Raw genomic sequence first — 18,724 nt, forward strand, 5'->3', positions numbered from 1 at the left:
ATCCACATGTCACCTGCCGACCGCGACAGCCTCGCATTGAAATTTCTGCCAGAATCGGGCTCAGCACCCGTCGAATGGACAATCTCCGACAAGCTCGTCGACTACGAAACCGCGCTCGCCGCGATGAACGAACGTGTTGAGAGAATCATTTCAGGCGACGCACCCGAACAAGTATGGCTGCTCGAACACCCGCCGCTTTACACCGCCGGTACCAGCGCGGACGACGGCGACCTCGTTTCGCCCGACCGGTTTCCTGTTTACCGCACCGGTCGTGGCGGCCAGCACACTTATCACGGGCCGGGCCAAAGGGTCGCCTATGTCTTGCTGGACCTGAAAAGGCGGCAACAGGACGTCAGAGCCTTTGTCGCGGCCTTGGAAGCCTGGCTGATCAACAGCCTGTGGCACTATCATATTCGCGGCGAAAGGCGCGAAGACCGGGTCGGTGTCTGGGTGCGCCGGCCGGACCGCGGTGCGCAGGTCGAGGACAAGATCGCTGCCATTGGCATTCGCGTGCGCAAATGGGTGACTTTTCACGGCGTCAGCTTCAACGTCGAGCCGGACCTGGAGCATTTTTCCGGCATCATTCCCTGCGGCGTGGAGGAGCATGGCGTCACCAGCCTCGTAGACCTCGGTATCCCTGTTGGCCTTGCAGAAAACGACAGCGTGTTGCGGGCGGAATTTGAAAAGATCTTCGGTGACACCAGGTAGCTGCGCTGACTTGAAACCTTTCAGCTGAGCGAACCGATAAACGCCTGAAGGCGCTCCTTGCCGCCCGGTGTCCAGCCGAGTGCTTTCAGCTTGCCAGGCTCCATCACACCTACGGGTCCCTCAGCACGCGGCGGCAAGGCTGCTCCTTTCACTCCCTTGTGCTCGGCATAGAGTTTTATGAGGTCCTGACGGTCGAGCAGCAGGTCGGAAACATTGTAGACCTCAAAGGGTCTTTTCCTTTGAGAACCATTGTCCAGAATTCTGGCAAGGCCGTCGGCAAGGTCTTCACCGTAGACTTCCGTTCCTAGCCTTGGACCGATGCTTTCGCCGCGTTCAAACGCCGCGAAAAGGTCAGACCATTTGTGCCGTTGGGTTCCTGGCGCCTTCCCGTAGACACCCGTCGCTCGCAAGGATGTGCCCTTGAAACGGTCATCGCACAGAGATTGAAGCGCCTGTTCACAGACCAGTTTCACCTGGCCATAAAGGGTGTTCGGTTCTGTTTCAGCTGTTTCGCCAAGCACAGCCCAGTTGACAACCTCGGAGTAGACAGCCCTGCTCGACAAGAACACAAAGTGAGAAATTCCAGCCGCCTTTGACCTTTCCAACAGGCGCACAGTTCCTTCCGCGTTGCGTTCGATGAAGCCATGCGGGTCATCACCCTCACCGTCCCTGTACTTGCCGGGTGCATGTGACAAGGCGCAATGGATCAGGACATCGGCTTGTGGCACCACAAACTGCGTCTCTGAAAGGCTCCAGGATTGGTAACCTGCCTGAAGCCAATCTAGCGGCTGACGGCCCAGCGCAGTCAGTTGATGGCCGTCGCGGTGAAGACGATCAGCGATGAAACGGCCGACAAGACCGCTTCCACCGGTTATCAGAACGTGCATTTAAACAGCCTGTCAGGTTGCAAGTACCGCAGGCCCGCGCAAACACCCAATGTCTTCCGGTATTCCCGTCCCGCTCGCAAAGGCCTGCCACAGATCAATGAGCGGACGCAACAACTCAGCCTTGGGATGATCGGTTTGCCACGGTTTTTCATACTGGAAATGCAGAACGTGAATTTGGTTCCAGTCCCATAGCTCAGGCAGGTTGAACCAGACATATTGCAGCATGTTGTAGAAAACCGGCAGGCCGTGCCAGTCAGGAAAATAGCTTTCCAGGAACGTCTGGTCGGTCCGCCGCCAAAACACATCCGGCCGGTCCAGCGCAGCTGCCATTGCGGAAAAGGTCGCGGCGCTCGGCGTGGCCGTGAAAACCCCACTGTTCAGGCGATGAAAATCTGCAAGACTCTCATAGACATTTGGCGCGGCGCAGAACTCCGGATACTCGAACAGCTTGTCACAGTTTTTCAAGACCAATGCATCCGCGTCGATAAAAACAATTTTTTCATAGTCGCGCAGTTGCCAGAGCCGCAGTTTGACGAAATTGTCCAGCGGCGTGTGAAACTGGGGTTTGCCGCCCTTTGAAAACGGTGCTGCCTTGTGAAGGCGTCCCCTTTCGTGGCGTTCGTTGAAGGCTGCAGAGGTTGCAAGCCTTTCACAGCGGCCAAGCCTTGGTTTAAAGTTTTCAAGCTCGGCGAGATCCGCCTCGTCGACACCAGGTGTGTGAAGCACCACCAGGTCGGCTTCGGTCCCGGTTCGGCGAAGCGAGCGCAACAAGGCGCCCGCTCCCAGAATGTAGTCCTGATTGGTCACCAAAGTGACATAGGCAACTCTGGCTGAGGGCGCCCGGTTGAACGCAGGAGCATCGTCCATCGGTCTGGTCAGGAAACTGACTTCAGCCGAGGATGTTCAGGATCATGCTCGACTTCATCGGCAATCTCCTTTGTCCAGGCAGAAACGGCAGGTACACGGCTGCGGTCGACCCGGTAGGCGTAAGCTTTGGCAACATCGACGACTTCATCGAGCAACCCCTCTTCCAGGGTAATCGGATCCAGGCCCAGTTCGAGAAACTGCTTGTTCTCGACAACAAGATCGTTCTCAGCTGCCTCCTTGCGCGGATTTGGCAGATAGGCAACCTTGGCCCCTGTCTGGCGCGAGATCATTTCCGCAAGATCGCGCACACGGTGGGTTTCAGTCATCTGGTTGAAGACCTTCACCCGATCGCCACGCACAGGCGGGTTCTTGAGAGCCAGTTCGATACAACGAACCGAATCTTGAATGTGAATGAAAGCTCTTGTCTGTCCACCCGTACCATGAACCGTGAGCGGGTAGCCGATAGCCGCCTGGATCAGAAACCTGTTCAGGACAGTGCCATAATCACCATCGTAATCGAACCGGTTGATCAGCTGTTTGTGGCGCAGTGTCTGCTGCGTGTGTGTGCCCCAGACGATCCCCTGATGCAGATCGGTGATCCTCATGCCGTCGTTCTTTGCGTAGAACTGGAAGAGTAACTGATCCAGACACTTGGTCATGTGATAGATGGAGCCCGGGTTTGCCGGATAAAGGATTTCCTGGTTAGCCTTGTACCCGGCAAGGGTGTCCACATCCACCGACAGATATCCTTCGGGGATTGCGGCACCGACATTGGAATAGCCGTAAACACCCATTGTGCCGAGATGAATAAGGTGCGCATCCAGATCCAGCTCCACCATGGCGTTGAGCAAGTGATGGGTGGCGTTGACGTTGTTGTTGACCGTGTAGTTCTTGTGCTGATCGGATTTCATCGAATACGGCGCTGCGCGCTGTTCGGCGAAATGAATGATTGCGTCAGGCCGGTTATCCGCAAGCCAGCCTTTGAACACCTCGTAGTCTTCGGCAATATCGATCAGATGAAAATTGATGGTATTGCCGGTTTCCTGTTTCCAGATACGTGTTCGTTCCTGAATGGAATCCATCGGCGTCAGTGACTGGACACCCAGCTCGGCGTCGATCCAGCGACGGCTGAGATTGTCGACAATGTGAACCTCGTGGCCTTTATCCGACAAATGCAAGGATGTAGGCCAGCCGACAAAACCGTCACCGCCAAGTATCGCAATTTTCAAAAGTCATCTCCCCGAGTTACACAATTCGGCACAAGAGTGTTTCACTCAAATTGTGCTATATGAGAGATCAGATCATTGCGATGTTTCCGTGACAATTCAACGGTGAATTTACAGATTGATACACTATACCGCAGCGCCATGGATTTCTCGGATGCATCCGATCCAAACGGGGGCGAAGACGGTCCAATGTGACCTTCGCAACATGTTTGACGGCAGTTAGGCCGTTTCACGCATTTCAAAACCGCCGCTACAGGGACTGACAGGCGCAAGGTCCTTGAGGGAGCGAACACGCGCTAAGGACGGACCTTTCCAAAGCGCATCCAGCATATCGACGACCGTATCCGAAGGGCCTGAAAAAACGGCTTCTACAGCGCCTGTTCTCAAGTTTCGCACCCAACCGGAAAGCTGACGTCGCTCAGCTTCGGCTGCGCACCACGCTCGATAGCCGACACCTTGCACCCTTCCCTCGACCAGAACATGAACGGTCAATGGATCACTCGTCATTCGAACCTCATTTCACCCGCAGTTGAATGAAGCACAATCATGACGGCGGTTCCACTGAAGGATCGAGGAATTCGTGGACAATCCAAAGGCCACGACCACAGCCGGTGCAATTGAAACTGATTCGAACGGACGAAGCCGCACTCTACCTTAAATTGAAGTGCGGTTGTATTTTATTCGACATAAACAAATAGTTCATCATAACCCGCCCAATAAAACCAAATAAAATAGAAAAGTTGATCAATTAGCTAGATCCTACAATGCAACTAATAATTTAGTAACATTTGCCAATAAGATTTACTGTCAAGTAATTCTAGGCGAGTCCTTCCAAATGCCTTTCAGACAAAGAGCCTTCGCGTCTAACATACGCAAAAGACTATTGCCGGAAGTTGCAATGACACTGGCTGGTCTTGCAGCTTTGACGCTCATTCTTGCGGAGCTGGATGCATTTGAGCGGATTTACGGTTTTTCGCGGGCACATGAAGACTACGAACTTGATGAGATCATTACGGCGCTGTTTGCGTCTCCCGTCATCTTGCTGGTCTTCACTTTCCGGCGCCTAAATGACCTTAAGAAAGAAATTAAACGCCGTGTAACCGCAGAAGCCGATTTAAGGCATCTTGCACAGACAGATTTGCTGACAGGATTGCCGAACCGCCACTTCTTCTTCGATGCGCTTCAAAAGCGATTAAACCCGCAAACACGTTCAAGCCTCCCGTTTGCACTCATTCAAGTGGATCTGGATCGCTTCAAACACGTCAATGACAGGTTGGGCCCTGCCTTCGGTGATCACATTCTCAAACAAGTAGCGCATCTACTTGCTGAAAACACTTCGAAGGACTGGATGCTCGCGCGTATCGGCGGGGACGAATTTGTTATCGCCGCAGACGTGCAACAAGAAGCCGACGCCAAGGCGATCGCCACAGAGCTCGCTACAACCCTCAAAAGGTCCTTCATTTATCAAAACACCGAGTGCACGATCGGCGTCAGCATTGGTGTGGCTGTTCACGACATCAATTCGCGCGGCGATGTTACCGACCCGGAAACCCAGCTCATGAATGCCGATATCGCGCTCCATAGAGCCAAAGTCGGTGGGCGCAACCGGATCGAAGTGTTTGAACCTTCTTTCCGGTCCGATTTCGAAAAGAACACGGTTCTCTCCAACGATCTGCTGCGGGCCATTGCAAACAAGGAATTTTTTCCTGTTTACCAACCGCTGGTGGACTCATCGACGAAAAAAATCGTTGGAGCTGAAGCGCTTGTGCGATGGAGACACCCAACACGCGGCGTGCTGCCGCCTGCCGTTTTCATGGATCTGGCTCAAACTCTTGGTGTGCTTGCCGATATCGACCAGGCCATGTTCGAAGAAGCTGTAAAGAAGAGAAAGACCTGGGAGCGGATGCTGCAAAATCCGCCGCGCATTTCGGTCAATATTTCAGCGGAGAGACTAAAGTCGCCAAGTTTCCTGAGTACGGTTCAAGCCGCGGGCGTTCAACCGAACACAATCATTTTTGAAATAAGCGAAGCGGTGACGTTTGAAGAACTCGACGACGTTTCGAAATACAATTTGGATGCCCTGGAAGGGCTTGGTGTTGAAGTTGAGATCGATGATTTCGGGTCCGGACGCGCCTCTATCCTGAGCCTTTTGGAAATGAAACCTCGCCGATTGAAAATCGACAGAAATCTGACAGCGCCGGTTGTCGAGTCGGAGCAGGCACGAAGCCTCGTCGCCAGCATTCTCGATATCGCCCGAACCCTTTCTATAGAAGTGGTAGCAGAGGGCGTGGAAACCAGCCAGCATGCAGACATCCTCACAGAGCAAGGCTGCACGCTGCTTCAAGGATACTATTTTTCCCGTCCGATTGAAGAAGCTGCCTTTGAAGCGCTGCTCCAATCGGACGAAGCGCGCAACACGACCTTGCCAGCACATGGAAATGTCCATCTCACCGCTTCGGCAGGTTGAACACCGCATACTTCTGTGAACCAGCGCTCATTTGGCACCCTTGAGCGAGCGCGTACTCACGCTGCGCGGGACATGGCCGCACTTCGCTTTTGTTCATCCAGCATGACCAGCAGCGATGCACCGACAATGACGAGTGCACCGGGCCAGAAGGCTCCGGAAGGTGCAAATCCAAATGCCAGAAAACCAACGGCAATATTGAGTGGCAGCTTCAAGTGATCAAACGGTTGCACAAAAGTAGCATCGGCATGTTTATAAGCCAGCGTCAGAAGATAGTTTGCCACGACGGTCAGAACACCGGCGCCGATCAACAACCAAAGAGCATTCCCAGACGGCACAATTCCACCATCACCAAGAGCAAGCAGGGCATTGACCGGTGTCAGCAGCAGCAGCAGATATACCGTAATGGAATCTGCTTGTTCGGTCGCGGTCAGCTTCTTGGTGACGAGAGACGTACCCGCCCAGAAAGCTGCAGCGGCAACGGGCAACACAGCCCCCCAATGAAATGCCTCCGTCCATGGCTGGAGGATAATCATACCACCCGAGAAACCTGCGATGGTCGCCAGCCAGCGGACCACGCCTACTTTCTCGGAGAAAAACAGTTTCGCACCGATGATGACGAAGAACGGGGACGTCATTACGAGAGCAATCGCCTGCCAAATTTCCACTCTGGCAAGACCGGCCACCCATAACTGAATGCCGACGACAGCCAGCGCTGCGCGTAACAGATGCCAACCGAGCTGGCGCGTTTTCAGGGATGACAGTCCGCGCCGCAATACCCAGGGCAAGGCAATGAGCAAGCCAAGGGCGTATTGCCAGAAAGCAGCCGATGTTGAAGGCACACCCAATTGCATTGTAGAGGCCTGGAGGGCCCCATTGACCAGGGCAAAACATGCCCCTGCCCCAACCATCGCAAGGGCGGCAAACAAGGGGCCGGAAAAGGCTCCGCTGGAAGATGAAGTCATTTCGTTTGATCCTGTCCGGTTCGTCCAATCCAGAACAGTCTCAAAAGACACGCGCCCGCAGGCCTGAGTGTCAGACCAGCGTCCAAGTTCTCTCTCATCCGGACTGTAACCGTCGGCTCCGGCCTCTCACCGGATCTGCTGACCCTTGAAACGGCTGTTTCAAGGCGCTCGCGGGCTCCAGGTTTCCCTGATACCGCCGGTGGGGAATTGCACCCCGCCCCGAGAACTGTTCTCTGTCGGTTTATCTAGCCGGTGCTTTCGGCCTTGGCAACGCCTTAGCGGCCAAAAATTCAGTGTCACTGAAAGATTGTAAGTCATTTGTGCCGACCTGACAGCAAAAAACGCTTCAGACGCGCACGAACCTGCTTTCAAGGAACTGGACAATTTCCGTAGGCTTTCGAGCAATCAGCACCGGGTCTGCCTTGTGGAGCTCATCGTGGCTGCCGTATCCCCAAAGAACCCCGATACTGTCAACACCATTCGCCTTTGCGCCAATCAGATCATGTTCGCGGTCGCCAATCATAACGACTTGCGTGGGTGTGATGCCTTCTTCATCGAGAATATGAGAGATCAGGTCGGCTTTCGCAGAACGTCTGCCGTCAAGTTCCGAACCGTACACCTTGCCGAAATACGGCATCAGTTCGAAGTGTTCGACTATTTTTCCCGCATAGGCATGAGGTTTGGACGTGCAGACATGCAATTCAAAACCCAATCTGCGCAACTCACTCAGCGCCTGGGGTATCCCCTCGATCAACGTATTCTCGTAAAGACCAACGTCAGTGAAACGCTCTCTATAAAGAGCAACGGCCCGGTCGAGCTCTGCCTTTTCATCAGTGTCAAGAAGAACGCGGAAGCTGTCCCAGAGCGAGGGGCCGATACACCAATGGAGATCTTTTGCGTCTGGAACCTTCGATGACATCCCTTCAAGGGCGTATTGGATCGAACGAGTAATGCCCTCAAAAGGGTCTGTAAGCGTCCCATCCAGGTCAAACAATACGGTTGTAACGGACATCCGGCTTTCCTGTTAAACAATCAAAACGACCCATGGCATAAATGCCATGGGCCGCAGCACTAGCGTTTGTCCGCTCAAGGTGTCAATCAAGCTTCAAATCACGAGAACTCCATGATCACCGCGTCTACGGCGAGGCTGTCACCTGGAGCTGCCTTGATAGCTGAAATCGTGCAGTCCCTCTCAGCTCTCAGGACATTCTCCATCTTCATGGCTTCAACAACCGCAAGCTGTTCACCAGCCTTCACCTCTTGCCCTTCGTCAACGGCTATCGAGACAACGAGCCCCGGCATTGGACACAACAACATCTTGGACGTGTCCGGCGGCAGCTTTTCAGGCATCAGTTCGTCAAGTTCGGCAACCCTCGGTGTCATTACTTTTGCAACGACGGAATAACCTTGCCAGTCCAGTCGATGGCCACCGGTTACCTTTCGGATCTGCACTGTTACCGGCTGATCGCCGACTTTACCTGACCAAAGCGGGGCTCCAGGGGCCCAGTCCGATTCAACATTCATCAAAGGACCATCACCGACGGCAACATCGAGTTCGACAGGTGTCCCGGGATAACCTGCGGCAAGACGTATCGGCACATAAGTCTTGTCGAGCCGGACCACCCAGTCTTCCCGAACAGCGCCTGAATGAGGCCGCAAACGACCTGGCAGATGGTCCAGACGTTCACGCTCCAGGGCTCCCATGGAAAGAGCGACAGCCGCAAGCACGGAATAGGCAGCTTCGTCTGGAACGGCAGGTGAGAACCCGTCCGGGTATTCGTCGGCAATGAAACTCGTTGCCAATTCCCCGGATCGCCAACGCGGATGGTTCATCAGCGCGGTCAGGAATGGAACGTTGTGCTGGATCCCATCGACATAAAATGCATCTAGCGCCGTGCTCATTGCGTCGATGGCTTGTTCGCGGGTTGGAGCATGGGTAATCAGCTTGGCAATCATGGGATCGTAGAACATGGAGATCTCCGACCCTTCGACAACACCGGTGTCGTTCCGGATCGTCAAACCGTCAGCAGAGACCTCTTCTGGCGGCTGATAGCGCACCAAACGTCCGATCGACGGCAGAAAATTCCGATAGGGATCTTCAGCATAGATCCGGCTTTCGACCGACCAGCCTTTCAACTTCACATCATCCTGTTCAAGAGACAGTTCTTCACCCGCTGCAACGCGGATCATCTGCTCAACCAGGTCAACACCGGTAATCAGTTCCGTGACCGGGTGTTCGACTTGAAGACGGGTGTTCATTTCCAGAAAATAAAAGCTCTTGTCTTGACCGGCAACGAACTCAACCGTACCCGCGCTGTCATAATCGACGGCTTGCGCAAGTGCGACGGCTTGCTCGCCCATCTTGCGACGCGTTTCCTCGTCAAGCAGCGGCGACGGAGCTTCTTCGATGACCTTCTGATTGCGGCGCTGGATCGAGCATTCGCGCTCTCCCAGGTAAATCGCGTTTCCGTGCTTGTCACCAAGAACCTGTATTTCAATGTGACGGGGGTTTTCGATGAACTTTTCGATAAAGACGCGGTCGTCGCCAAATGAAGATGCCGCTTCGGACTTGGAACGGGTGTAACCGTCCCTGGCCTCTTCCCCATTCCAGGCGATACGCATTCCTTTGCCGCCACCGCCGGCAGAGGCCTTGATCATCACCGGGTAGCCAATATCACCTGCTATCTCGACTGCCTGATCTGCCGATTCAATCACACCGAGATACCCGGGAACCGTGCTGACATTGGCGTTGTTTGCGAACTTTTTGGATTCGATCTTGTCACCCATAGCCTCGATAGCGCGAGAGTTCGGGCCGATCCAGACAATACCTTCTTTGGCCAGTGCCTCTGGAAAGCTCGAGCGTTCGGACAAGAACCCGTATCCCGGGTGAACAGCCTCGGCACCCGTTTCCTTGCACGCAGCTATGATCTTGTCAGCCAGCAGATAGGACTCAGCAGCGGCAGCCGGTCCGATATGAACCGCTTCGTCAGCCATCTCAACATGCAGCGCGTCCCGGTCTGCGTCTGAATAGACTGCAACCGTCTTGATGCCCATGCGGCGTGCCGTCTTGATAACCCGGCAAGCGATCTCGCCCCGGTTGGCGACAAGAATTTTCGAGAACATTGAATTCCACCCAGCTGGATCGTTTCCAGAGTTGTAGGCTGGGCCACTGCCCTGCGCAACTTATCCAAAGGGCGAGAGGAGTATTGCGGACACCTTGCATCGCTCTCCATCTGGCTCTTGATACATCAACGGAATGCCCCTGACAGAAATGTGATGCTTTTCAGCCGGTTCCGGCAGAAAATTGCAAGCCGCTTTTATCTCAATCTTAAGAAAACTATTGCAGTAAATACTAATGCTTGGAGGAGAACCCATGGCAAAGCTTTTTGCTTTTGCACTCGTTGCAGTCACATTGTTGTCTCAGACCGGGAACGCAGAGACGTTCGCCAAGTGGAGCCGAGGCGACGTCGACGGTTTCACCCGTTACTGGACCACAAACAATGTCGGCGCCAACTTCATCATTTGGTGCCATCCGGCGCGCAAGGTCAACGGAACCGTTCTCCATATCGAAATCGATGGTCAAACACCAAAGCCGAACAGCCACGTTAAGCTGATCCTGGACCGTGAGATCCTTGATCTGCCGGTCAACAAACAGGGATATATCGGCAGCGATTGCGCCGCTTGTTCCGACAGTTTCAGCTATGTCTGGCATCGCCTGCGCGCGGCCAGCACTTTGGCGGTCAAATTCGAAGACAACCGTTACGCTGGATTTTCGCTCAAAGGCGTCCAACAGATCCTGCCCGGCCCCGTCTGCCCGACGGATTTCGGGAAGATACATTCCTGATCAGTGTTTGGGAGCCCGTCCCTCAACACCATTTTCCCATGGATTGCGATTGAGCCAACTCAGCCTGCTGATTGTTGCTTCAGGTAATCTGTCGACACGTGCGTTTCAGCCATTCAAGCTATTTAGGCAATCTGCCGTTCGCACCCGGAACTTCAGGCAACTTCGCTACACAATTCTATGATGGAAGCTCTTCTTGGGCCCGACTTCTTAAAATATGACCTATTCGCAAAACGGGAGCTAAGCTGAATTTAAGTGTCCGGCGTCACATCTCCGCAAGGCGAATTGATACAGACTTCGTCAAGCTCTTACCCAAGGTTAAGTTCAAGAGTCACTCTTTAAACTATTGCTTCTCGCCGGATTTCAAACGCAACAAAGTTTTCCGGCATCGCAAGGAGATATCAATGCGTAAAGGCAAACTCTTCAGCGCAACGCTCGCTCTTGCCGGTATTTGCATGGCCACCGCCGCAGAGGCGCGCCCGGACCTTCGTCAAATGACCTGCGCACAAGCACAGAACATGGTGGTTCGGCATGGCGCCGTCGTCTTCACGACAGGCCAGCACACCTATTCCATGTTCGTTTCAAACAGAAGCTATTGCGATTGGAACCAGGAGCTGTTCGTGCAGTACGGCCCGACGCGCGACAACCGCAAATGTCCTGTGGCCTACCAGTGCAAAGAACCACTATTCGGACGCGGCGGCTTTAATCGCTGGAATTGATCACCAATTCCAGATCCAAATAAGGGCCGGAAAACCGGCCCTTTGTCGTCTCGCAACCTAGCATTCCGTCTCTGTTCACAGCGGGATGTTGTCGTGCTTCTTCCATGGCATCTCAACATTCTTCGTCCGCAGCAAAGCAAGTGCTTTGGCAACCCTGCGACGGGTTGAATGAGGTCGGATCACATCGTCGATATACCCACGTTCGGCAGCAACAAACGGGTTTGCAAACCTGTCTTCGTAGTCCTTGGTGCGCTGTGCAATCTTGTCCGCATCGCCAAGTTCTGACCGATAAAGGATCTCAACGGCACCCTTTGCCCCCATGACCGCAATTTCGGCAGACGGCCAGGCATAATTGATGTCGCCACCGATATGCTTCGAACTCATGACGTCATAAGCGCCACCATAGGCTTTGCGCGTAATCACGGTCACTTTCGGTACTGTCGCTTCCGTGTAGGCAAACAACAGCTTCGCTCCATGTTTGATGAGGCCACCATATTCCTGCGACGTCCCAGGCAAGAATCCAGGTACATCGACAAAGGTAACGATCGGAATGCCGAAACAGTCGCAAAACCGCACGAACCGTGCGGCCTTGCGGCTGGCATCAGAATCCAGAACCCCGGCAAGCACCATCGGTTGATTGGCAATAATACCGACCGTCCGCCCTTCGATACGCCCGAGCCCGGTAATAATGTTTCCCGCAAAACTGGCTTGCAGTTCGTAGAAGTCGCCCTCATCGACTGTTTTGAGAACGAGTTCCTTCATGTCGTAAGGCTTGTTCGGATTGTCCGGAATAAGGGTATCCAGGCTGTTGTCGATACGCTCCGGATCGTCGTAATTCGTCAGTTCAGGTAAATCGGCCTGATTGTTCATGGGTAGAAAATCGATCAGACGCCGCATTTCATCCAGCGCCTCAACATCGTTGTCGAACGCCCCGTCCGCGATGGAAGACTTTGTCGTATGGATCGACGCGCCGCCGAGTTCTTCTGCTGTCACGGTTTCGTTGGTGACCGTCTTCACAACATCAGGTCCGGTAACGAACATGTAGGACGTGTCCCTGACCATGAAGATAAAATCGGTTATGGCCGGACAATAGACATCTCCTCCGGCACAAGGTCCCATAATCAACGATATTTGGGGAATAACACCTGATGCAAGCACGTTGCGCTTGAACACTTCGCCGTATCCGCCCAGCGCGGCGACACCTTCCTGAATACGGGCCCCACCGGCGTCGAAGAGACCAATGACTGGCGCGCGATTTTGCAGTGCCATGTCCTGCAGCTTGGTTATTTTTTCAGCATGGGCTTCCGACAGGGAGCCTCCGAAAACCGTGAAGTCTTTCGAAAACACATAGACTGTTCGACCGTTGACAGTACCCCAACCGGTCACAACACCGTCGCCGGGAATGTGCTGTTCTTCCATGCCGAAATCGGTGCACCGATGCTGCTTGAACATGTCAAACTCTTCAAAGGAGCCTTCGTCCAAAAGGATCTCGATCCGCTCACGCGCCGTCAGCTTGCCTTTCGAGTGCTGCGCATCGATGCGACGCTGCCCGCCACCAAGCCGGGCCGTTTCCCGGCGGGTTTCCAATTCGGCCAGAACTTCTTTCATCCGGTCCTCCAAAAATACGTCAGCTGAGGCTCTAACATGCCCCCCAGTCGCGGCATAGTCAGCACTTGGGATTATGGGGAAGTACGCGGACGGCACCCACAAAACGGCAAAAATATGATTTGCGACACATCCCCTAACGTTATTTCATACTAAGTTCGGCGATTGTGAACGGGCCGTTTTTTTGTTTGGGTCCGGGCACCGAAGGGATTTTGCCCTGAAATCAAAATGCATTTTTATGGCTTAATAGTGCAAGCCGGCTGGGAGCATTTGCGATGACTTTATACAGTCCCGAAACAACATGGATTGCCATCTTAGGCGGCGGTTTCTCCGGTTCGATACTCGCCGGTGGAAGCGTTTTTCAGTTTGATCTCTGGAATATGGGATCGAAGAAACTACCCATACAGGTACTGGTGACCGGCAAACGCGCAGGTTTGATGGCGGAAGCCGGCACTGCCATGGCGGTTCTTCTGGTCACAGGGTGCCGCACCGCAAGAGAGATGGACGGCATTACATCTTCCGGTCTTGACTGGGAACTGTCCTTTGGCGGTGATGCCGATGCGGTCGTCAAGTCCGGAGCAAGCGTTTTCAAGGAAGTCATGAAAGCCGCTGGTAAGCAAACCGGCGAATGGGCACTGCATGAATCCGGTAAACGTCTCGCACAGTATATTGTTGGCGACCTCGGGGTTGTTCAGCAGGGACGACAATTCAACCTCCTTCCCACACCAATATCGGCATCCATCGGTGCCGGGATCTTCTATGAATGGCAAAAACTTCACGTTCTGGATGGTGAAATCGGCTGGAACTACATTTCGCCGGAGTACTCAGTCGAGAACCGTTCCGGAAACGTTTATATGCGTATGAAAAACATCCCGGTCAAAGACGGTACGACTATTCATCTCGGTTTTGGGGTGGACGAATGGGGGATCGACGGCAACATCAAGTGGGCTCCGACTTCTTCAGGGCCGCGGATCGGTCGCAGCAAACTGCATATTGACTGTGCAGTTTATGGTGGTGAGCTTTATCAGAGCTTCAACCGCAATGAGCAGCCTGGCATCAATCTCAGTCAGTTGCAGCCGGCAGGGCGAAGTGAAGCCGGCATGCTGACGGTCTCCAACACTAAGGAAGTCGCGAAAAACGGCAAACTCAAGATCTACCCGCGCATCTTCAAATTCACCAACTATCCCTACTGGTCCGCAGATGACACCATGACCGTTCATGTTGACGGCAAGGGACGCTTCACAAAGGTGGATGGAACGACTTCCTATAGAGACTAGAATGTGAAGTTGCCTAAAGAGTGAGCAAGAGCGCCGCCAGTTTGTACTTTGACAGCCTTCAGAAATTTGCAATGATTGCTTAACAACGAAGCACACGCAAAGGGGAGGCAATGGCGGACGCTCGCACTTTCTTCAATGAAATGCTCGACGAGACCGGGAACCCTCGCACTCCATATGCCAGGCTCTCAAATTGGCTTGAAGACAAGCCCGCCAACTTCCTTTCCAAAAAGAGCCGAGATGCCGAAACGATCTTTAGACGTCTCGGCATCACTTTTGCGGTCTATGGTGCCGAAGAGGCAACCGAGCGCCTGATTCCCTTCGACCCGATCCCCCGTGTGATATCGGCTAGGGAATGGCGGCGCCTGTCAGCCGGCATCGATCAGCGTGTACGAGCGCTGAATGCGTTCATGCATGATATCTATCACCGGCAGGAGATCCTGAGAGCCGGCAGAATACCTGCCGATCTGATCTTGCAGAACGAGGCGTTTCTTCCGGAAATGGCCGGGTTCACACCCGCGCGCAAAGTCTACGCGCACATCATCGGTACAGACCTCGTCAGGGTGTCAGAGAACGAATTCTACGTTCTTGAAGACAACACCCGCACACCGTCCGGCGTCTCCTACATGATGGAGAACCGGGAAACCATGATGCGCCTGTTTCCCGAACTCTTCCAGATGCATCGTGTCGCCCCGGTCGAGCAATATCCGGAAAGCCTTCGCCGCACCTTGGAAAGCGTCGCTCCGGACTTGTCCAAGTCAACCCAGACTGTGGTCGTCCTGACACCGGGCATTTATAATTCCGCTTATTTTGAACACGCGTTTTTGGCAGACTCAATGGGCGTTGAACTTGTCGAGGGCCGAGATCTCTTTGTCGATGCAGGCAAGGTGTTCATGCGTACGACGCGTCAACCGAAGCAGGTCGATGTCATTTACCGGCGCATAGACGATGCGTTTCTGGACCCCCTCACCTTCAATCCGAACAGCATGCTAGGCGTACCGGGATTGTTTGACGCCTATCGGGCCGGCAATGTCACGATCTGCAATGCACCCGGAACCGGCATCGCGGACGACAAGGCGATCTATGCATATGTGCCCGACATCATCGAGTTCTATACAGGTCAAAAGCCTATTTTGAACAACGTGCCGACCTGGAACTGTTCCCGCCCCGACGACCTTGCCTATGTTTTGGACAATCTTGAAGAGATTGTGGTGAAGGAAGTTCACGGATCCGGCGGCTATGGGATGCTGATAGGTCCAACTGCGTCGAAGCGGGAAATTGCCGAATTCCGGAAGGTTTTGGAATCCAATCCGTCCAACTACATTGCGCAGCCAACCTTGGCCTTGTCGGCCTGCCCGACACATGTGGCATCGGGCGTTGCCCCGCGCCATGTGGACCTGCGCCCGTTTGTCCTGATCGGAGACAGGGTTCGCATCACTCCCGGCGGCCTGACCCGAGTTGCACTGAAAAGGGGGTCGCTTGTCGTGAACTCCAGTCAGGGCGGCGGCACCAAAGACACCTGGGTACTTGAGGATTAGATGCTCGGAAGAACCGCTTCTTCGCTGTTTTGGATGTCGCGTTATCAAGAGCGCGCGCTAAACGTCACACGCCTGCTGGAAGTGGGCTACCGTGGCGCCATCATGTCTCACATGGGCCAGGAGCACGGCACACATTGGACTTTCGCACTTACCTGCGCCGGCTGTGAAAGCGGTTTTCAGGCCAAATACGACGAACTGGCTCTTCGAAATGTCACCAACTATCTGATCTTTTCCAAAGACAATCCGGCAAGTGTCAGGAACAGCCTGGAACATGCGCGCAATAATGCCCGCGCTGTGCGTACCAGCATCACGGCTGAGCTTTGGGAGGCAATCAACACAACCTGGATCGAGTTTGCCGAAGTCAATCCGCAATCGATAACGCAGGAAAAACTCCCCGACTTCATGGCCTGGGTGATCCATCGCGAACATCTCTGCCGGGGAGCCTTCCTGAACACAGTACTGCGGGATGACGGTTATTGCTTCAGCCAGATGGGCAACTTCGTCGAGCGTGCCGACAACACCGCCCGCATCTTGAACACACAATATTGGGTACTTCTGCCGGACAACGATATTATCGAAGACGGTTCGACGGACCGTTTCCAGTGGTCCGCGATCCTCAGGGCGCTTTCCGGTCGCAGAAGCTACCGATTCGCCTATTCAAATGGCCACCTGAAGGCTTTCAATATCACCGAGTTTCTCGTGCTCAGGAAAGAAATGCCACGGTCTCTGGCGCACTGTTACGATTGGATAAGCGATACCGCGGAAGACCTGGAACAATTCTATGGCTCAAGCGAGCCGAGCCTACAGCTTGCAACCGACATCGCAAAAGAATTACGGCAAAAGCAAATGCGGGAAATCTATCAGGAAGGCCTCCATGAATTCCTGACCGATTTCATCGGCAAGAACAACCAGTTCGCCCAACAGCTTTCCGAAGACTACAACTTTGCCTGACCTGAGCCCCGGACCGACCCCATGAGACTGACTGTCCGACACACGACCCGATACCGCTACGACACGCCATTGGCCAATGCCATGCAGCAACTCAGGCTGACACCTGAAGATGGTCCCTCACAGACGATCGTGGAATGGTCCATCGACGCTCCCGGCATTGAGCGTGCCACCACTTACAAGGACGCCTTCGAGAACCGGGTGCATATGGTCTCCAGAAGCGAGCCGGTGGAGACGGTCGAGATAACGGCGTCGGGCACCGTCGACACCATCGATACGAATGGTGTCATCGGGCACGAACCGGATGCAGGTGCTCCCACCCGCCTCTATACGCGCGTGACACCGTTGACCCAGACCAATCAAGCGATCCGCAAACTTGCAACACTTGCCGAAAGCCATGACAAGATCGCAGGCTTTCACGCCCTCATGCATGCCATTCGCGATAAGGTGGAATACAGGATCGGCGTCACTGAGACCCATGCATCCGCCACCGCTGCACTGGCTGCTGGCGAAGGCGTGTGCCAGGATCACGCGCATATATTCATAGCGGCCGCTCGCTCGATCGGCATTCCAGCCAGATACGTCTCTGGATATTTGCTTCTGGAAGAAGAACAGGCCTCCGAAGCACATCATGCCTGGGCCGAGGTTCTGATCAATGGCCTGGGATGGACCGGATTCGACATCTCCAATGCCATGTGCCCGACCGACCGCTACATTCGCCTCACGACCGGGCTCGATTCGCGATCCGCAGCGCCCATCAAAGGACTTCGTTTCGGCGGTCTTGAAGAAAATCTTCAAGTAGAAGTGGATGTCGCACAGGCTGCTTTGCAACAGCAGCAATAGCTGTCATAAGGCAAAGACCTAAGCCGGGTTTCTGAAGCCCGGAATTGAAGCATGGGCGGGGCTTTGGAATGACCTATTGTGTCGGTTTGAAATTGGACCGTGGGCTGCTGTTTGCATCGGACACCCGAACCAATGCCGGTGTCGACAACATAGCCACATTCAAGAAGCTGCACACCTGGGAAGAACCCAACGAACGCGTCATAACGTTGTTGTCGGCTGGCAATCTGGCCATTACTCAGGCTGTCGTCTCACTGCTGAGCGAACACATCACATCTGTTGAAGACAGTCGGGCCACGCTTATGACGGCCAAGACAATGTTTCAGGTTGCGCGCCTGGTCGGCAGTGCTGTGCGCGAGGTCAAGGAAATCGACGGCGAAGCGCTGGCGACCAGTGCTGAAAGCTTTTTCGTAACCTTCATTCTGGGCGGGCAGATCAGGGGCGAAGAGCCGCGCATGTTCCAGATCTATGCTGCCGGAAACTTCATCGAAGTCTCTGAGGACACGCCGTTTTTGCAGATCGGTGAGCACAAGTATGGAAAACCTATTCTGGACCGGGTGACCCGCTCTGACATGCGCCTCGGCGAAGCGGCAAAGCTTGTCCTTTTGTCTTTCGACTCAACCTTGCGTTCCAACCTGTCCGTCGGCATGCCGATCGACATGCTTCTCTACAATACCGATACCTTCTCGACCGAGCGTCAGGTTCGCATTGAGCAGAACGACCCTTATTTCCGGAAGCTTTCTCAAAGCTGGTCAGACAAGTTGCGGGAAGCGTTCAGCGATATCGATGAGTTTGAGGTCTAGCCTCCATTCAGCCTGTCAGGCTGCCGTCATAAATCCGCA

17 protein-coding genes and 1 riboswitch are annotated in these 18,724 nt (G+C 54.1%); of the genes, 9 read left to right on the plus strand and 8 right to left on the minus strand.

Annotated features, from left to right (window positions below; genetic code table 11):
• Positions 1–6 precede the first annotated feature (6 nt).
• Positions 7–708: a lipoyl(octanoyl) transferase LipB gene (gene lipB / locus Q0835_RS13340; protein WP_298961920.1), complete on the plus strand. Its 702-nt coding sequence runs from the start codon at positions 7–9 to the stop codon at positions 706–708.
• A 20-nt stretch (positions 709–728) separates the two neighbouring features.
• Here the strand turns inward: lipB and Q0835_RS13345 are convergent, their stop codons facing one another.
• The 4 genes from Q0835_RS13345 to Q0835_RS13360 all read right to left on the minus strand — a co-directional run bounded on the left by Q0835_RS13345 (position 729) and on the right by Q0835_RS13360 (position 4,195).
• Positions 729–1,595: an SDR family oxidoreductase gene (locus Q0835_RS13345; protein ID WP_298961923.1), complete on the minus strand. Its 867-nt coding sequence runs from the start codon at positions 1,593–1,595 to the stop codon at positions 729–731.
• 12 nt (positions 1,596–1,607) lie between these two features.
• Complete coding sequence (locus Q0835_RS13350; RefSeq protein WP_298961926.1) at positions 1,608–2,462, minus strand: glycosyltransferase; 855 nt, start codon at positions 2,460–2,462, stop codon at positions 1,608–1,610.
• An 8-nt stretch (positions 2,463–2,470) separates the two neighbouring features.
• The gene (locus Q0835_RS13355) at positions 2,471–3,691 is read right to left on the minus strand and encodes an NAD-dependent epimerase/dehydratase family protein (RefSeq protein ID WP_298961929.1); all 1,221 of its coding nucleotides are present in this window, start codon (positions 3,689–3,691) and stop codon (positions 2,471–2,473) included.
• A 216-nt stretch (positions 3,692–3,907) separates the two neighbouring features.
• A complete protein-coding gene (locus Q0835_RS13360; RefSeq protein ID WP_298820289.1) occupies positions 3,908–4,195 on the minus strand; it encodes an acylphosphatase in 288 nt (95 codons plus the stop codon).
• 391 nt (positions 4,196–4,586) lie between these two features.
• On the opposite strand from Q0835_RS13360, the gene Q0835_RS13365 reads away from it, so the two are divergent.
• Positions 4,587–6,155, plus strand: a complete 1,569-nt coding sequence (locus Q0835_RS13365) for a bifunctional diguanylate cyclase/phosphodiesterase (protein WP_298961931.1) — start codon at positions 4,587–4,589, stop codon at positions 6,153–6,155.
• Positions 6,156–6,211: 56 nt separating this feature from the next.
• Here Q0835_RS13365 and Q0835_RS13370 read toward each other — a convergent pair whose 3' ends face one another.
• From Q0835_RS13370 to Q0835_RS13380, 3 genes are all read right to left on the minus strand, one after another.
• Complete coding sequence (locus tag Q0835_RS13370) at positions 6,212–7,117, minus strand: DMT family transporter (protein ID WP_298820285.1); 906 nt, start codon at positions 7,115–7,117, stop codon at positions 6,212–6,214.
• Between the two features lie 82 nt (positions 7,118–7,199).
• Positions 7,200–7,348: riboswitch (FMN riboswitch) on the minus strand.
• Positions 7,349–7,463: 115 nt separating this feature from the next.
• Positions 7,464–8,129, minus strand: a complete 666-nt coding sequence (locus tag Q0835_RS13375; protein WP_298820283.1) for an HAD family hydrolase — start codon at positions 8,127–8,129, stop codon at positions 7,464–7,466.
• Between the two features lie 98 nt (positions 8,130–8,227).
• Positions 8,228–10,240: an acetyl/propionyl/methylcrotonyl-CoA carboxylase subunit alpha gene (locus tag Q0835_RS13380; protein WP_298820281.1), complete on the minus strand. Its 2,013-nt coding sequence runs from the start codon at positions 10,238–10,240 to the stop codon at positions 8,228–8,230.
• Between the two features lie 250 nt (positions 10,241–10,490).
• Between Q0835_RS13380 and Q0835_RS13385 the strand changes: the two genes are divergently transcribed.
• Entirely contained in the window at positions 10,491–10,961 is a 471-nt protein-coding gene (locus Q0835_RS13385) for a hypothetical protein (protein ID WP_298961934.1), read from the plus strand.
• Between the two features lie 401 nt (positions 10,962–11,362).
• A complete protein-coding gene (locus Q0835_RS13390) occupies positions 11,363–11,677 on the plus strand; it encodes a hypothetical protein (protein ID WP_298961937.1) in 315 nt (104 codons plus the stop codon).
• A gap of 75 nt (positions 11,678–11,752) precedes the next feature.
• Here the strand turns inward: Q0835_RS13390 and Q0835_RS13395 are convergent, their stop codons facing one another.
• A complete protein-coding gene (locus tag Q0835_RS13395) occupies positions 11,753–13,285 on the minus strand; it encodes an acyl-CoA carboxylase subunit beta (RefSeq protein WP_298961941.1) in 1,533 nt (510 codons plus the stop codon).
• Positions 13,286–13,557: 272 nt separating this feature from the next.
• On the opposite strand from Q0835_RS13395, the gene Q0835_RS13400 reads away from it, so the two are divergent.
• The 5 genes from Q0835_RS13400 to Q0835_RS13420 all read left to right on the plus strand — a co-directional run bounded on the left by Q0835_RS13400 (position 13,558) and on the right by Q0835_RS13420 (position 18,685).
• On the plus strand, positions 13,558–14,559 hold the full coding sequence (locus Q0835_RS13400) for a hypothetical protein (protein ID WP_298820272.1): 1,002 nt from the start codon (positions 13,558–13,560) through the stop codon (positions 14,557–14,559).
• Between the two features lie 110 nt (positions 14,560–14,669).
• On the plus strand, positions 14,670–16,094 hold the full coding sequence (locus Q0835_RS13405; RefSeq protein ID WP_298961944.1) for a circularly permuted type 2 ATP-grasp protein: 1,425 nt from the start codon (positions 14,670–14,672) through the stop codon (positions 16,092–16,094).
• On the plus strand, positions 16,095–17,045 hold the full coding sequence (locus Q0835_RS13410; RefSeq protein WP_298820269.1) for an alpha-E domain-containing protein: 951 nt from the start codon (positions 16,095–16,097) through the stop codon (positions 17,043–17,045).
• 21 nt (positions 17,046–17,066) lie between these two features.
• Positions 17,067–17,885, plus strand: a complete 819-nt coding sequence (locus Q0835_RS13415) for a transglutaminase family protein (RefSeq protein WP_298961947.1) — start codon at positions 17,067–17,069, stop codon at positions 17,883–17,885.
• Between the two features lie 68 nt (positions 17,886–17,953).
• On the plus strand, positions 17,954–18,685 hold the full coding sequence (locus Q0835_RS13420; RefSeq protein WP_298820265.1) for a proteasome-type protease: 732 nt from the start codon (positions 17,954–17,956) through the stop codon (positions 18,683–18,685).
• The last annotated feature ends 39 nt before the right edge of the window (positions 18,686–18,724 follow it).

It is taken from the genome of uncultured Roseibium sp., assembly GCF_947499295.1.
Taxonomy (GTDB): Bacteria; Pseudomonadota; Alphaproteobacteria; order Rhizobiales; family Stappiaceae; genus Roseibium.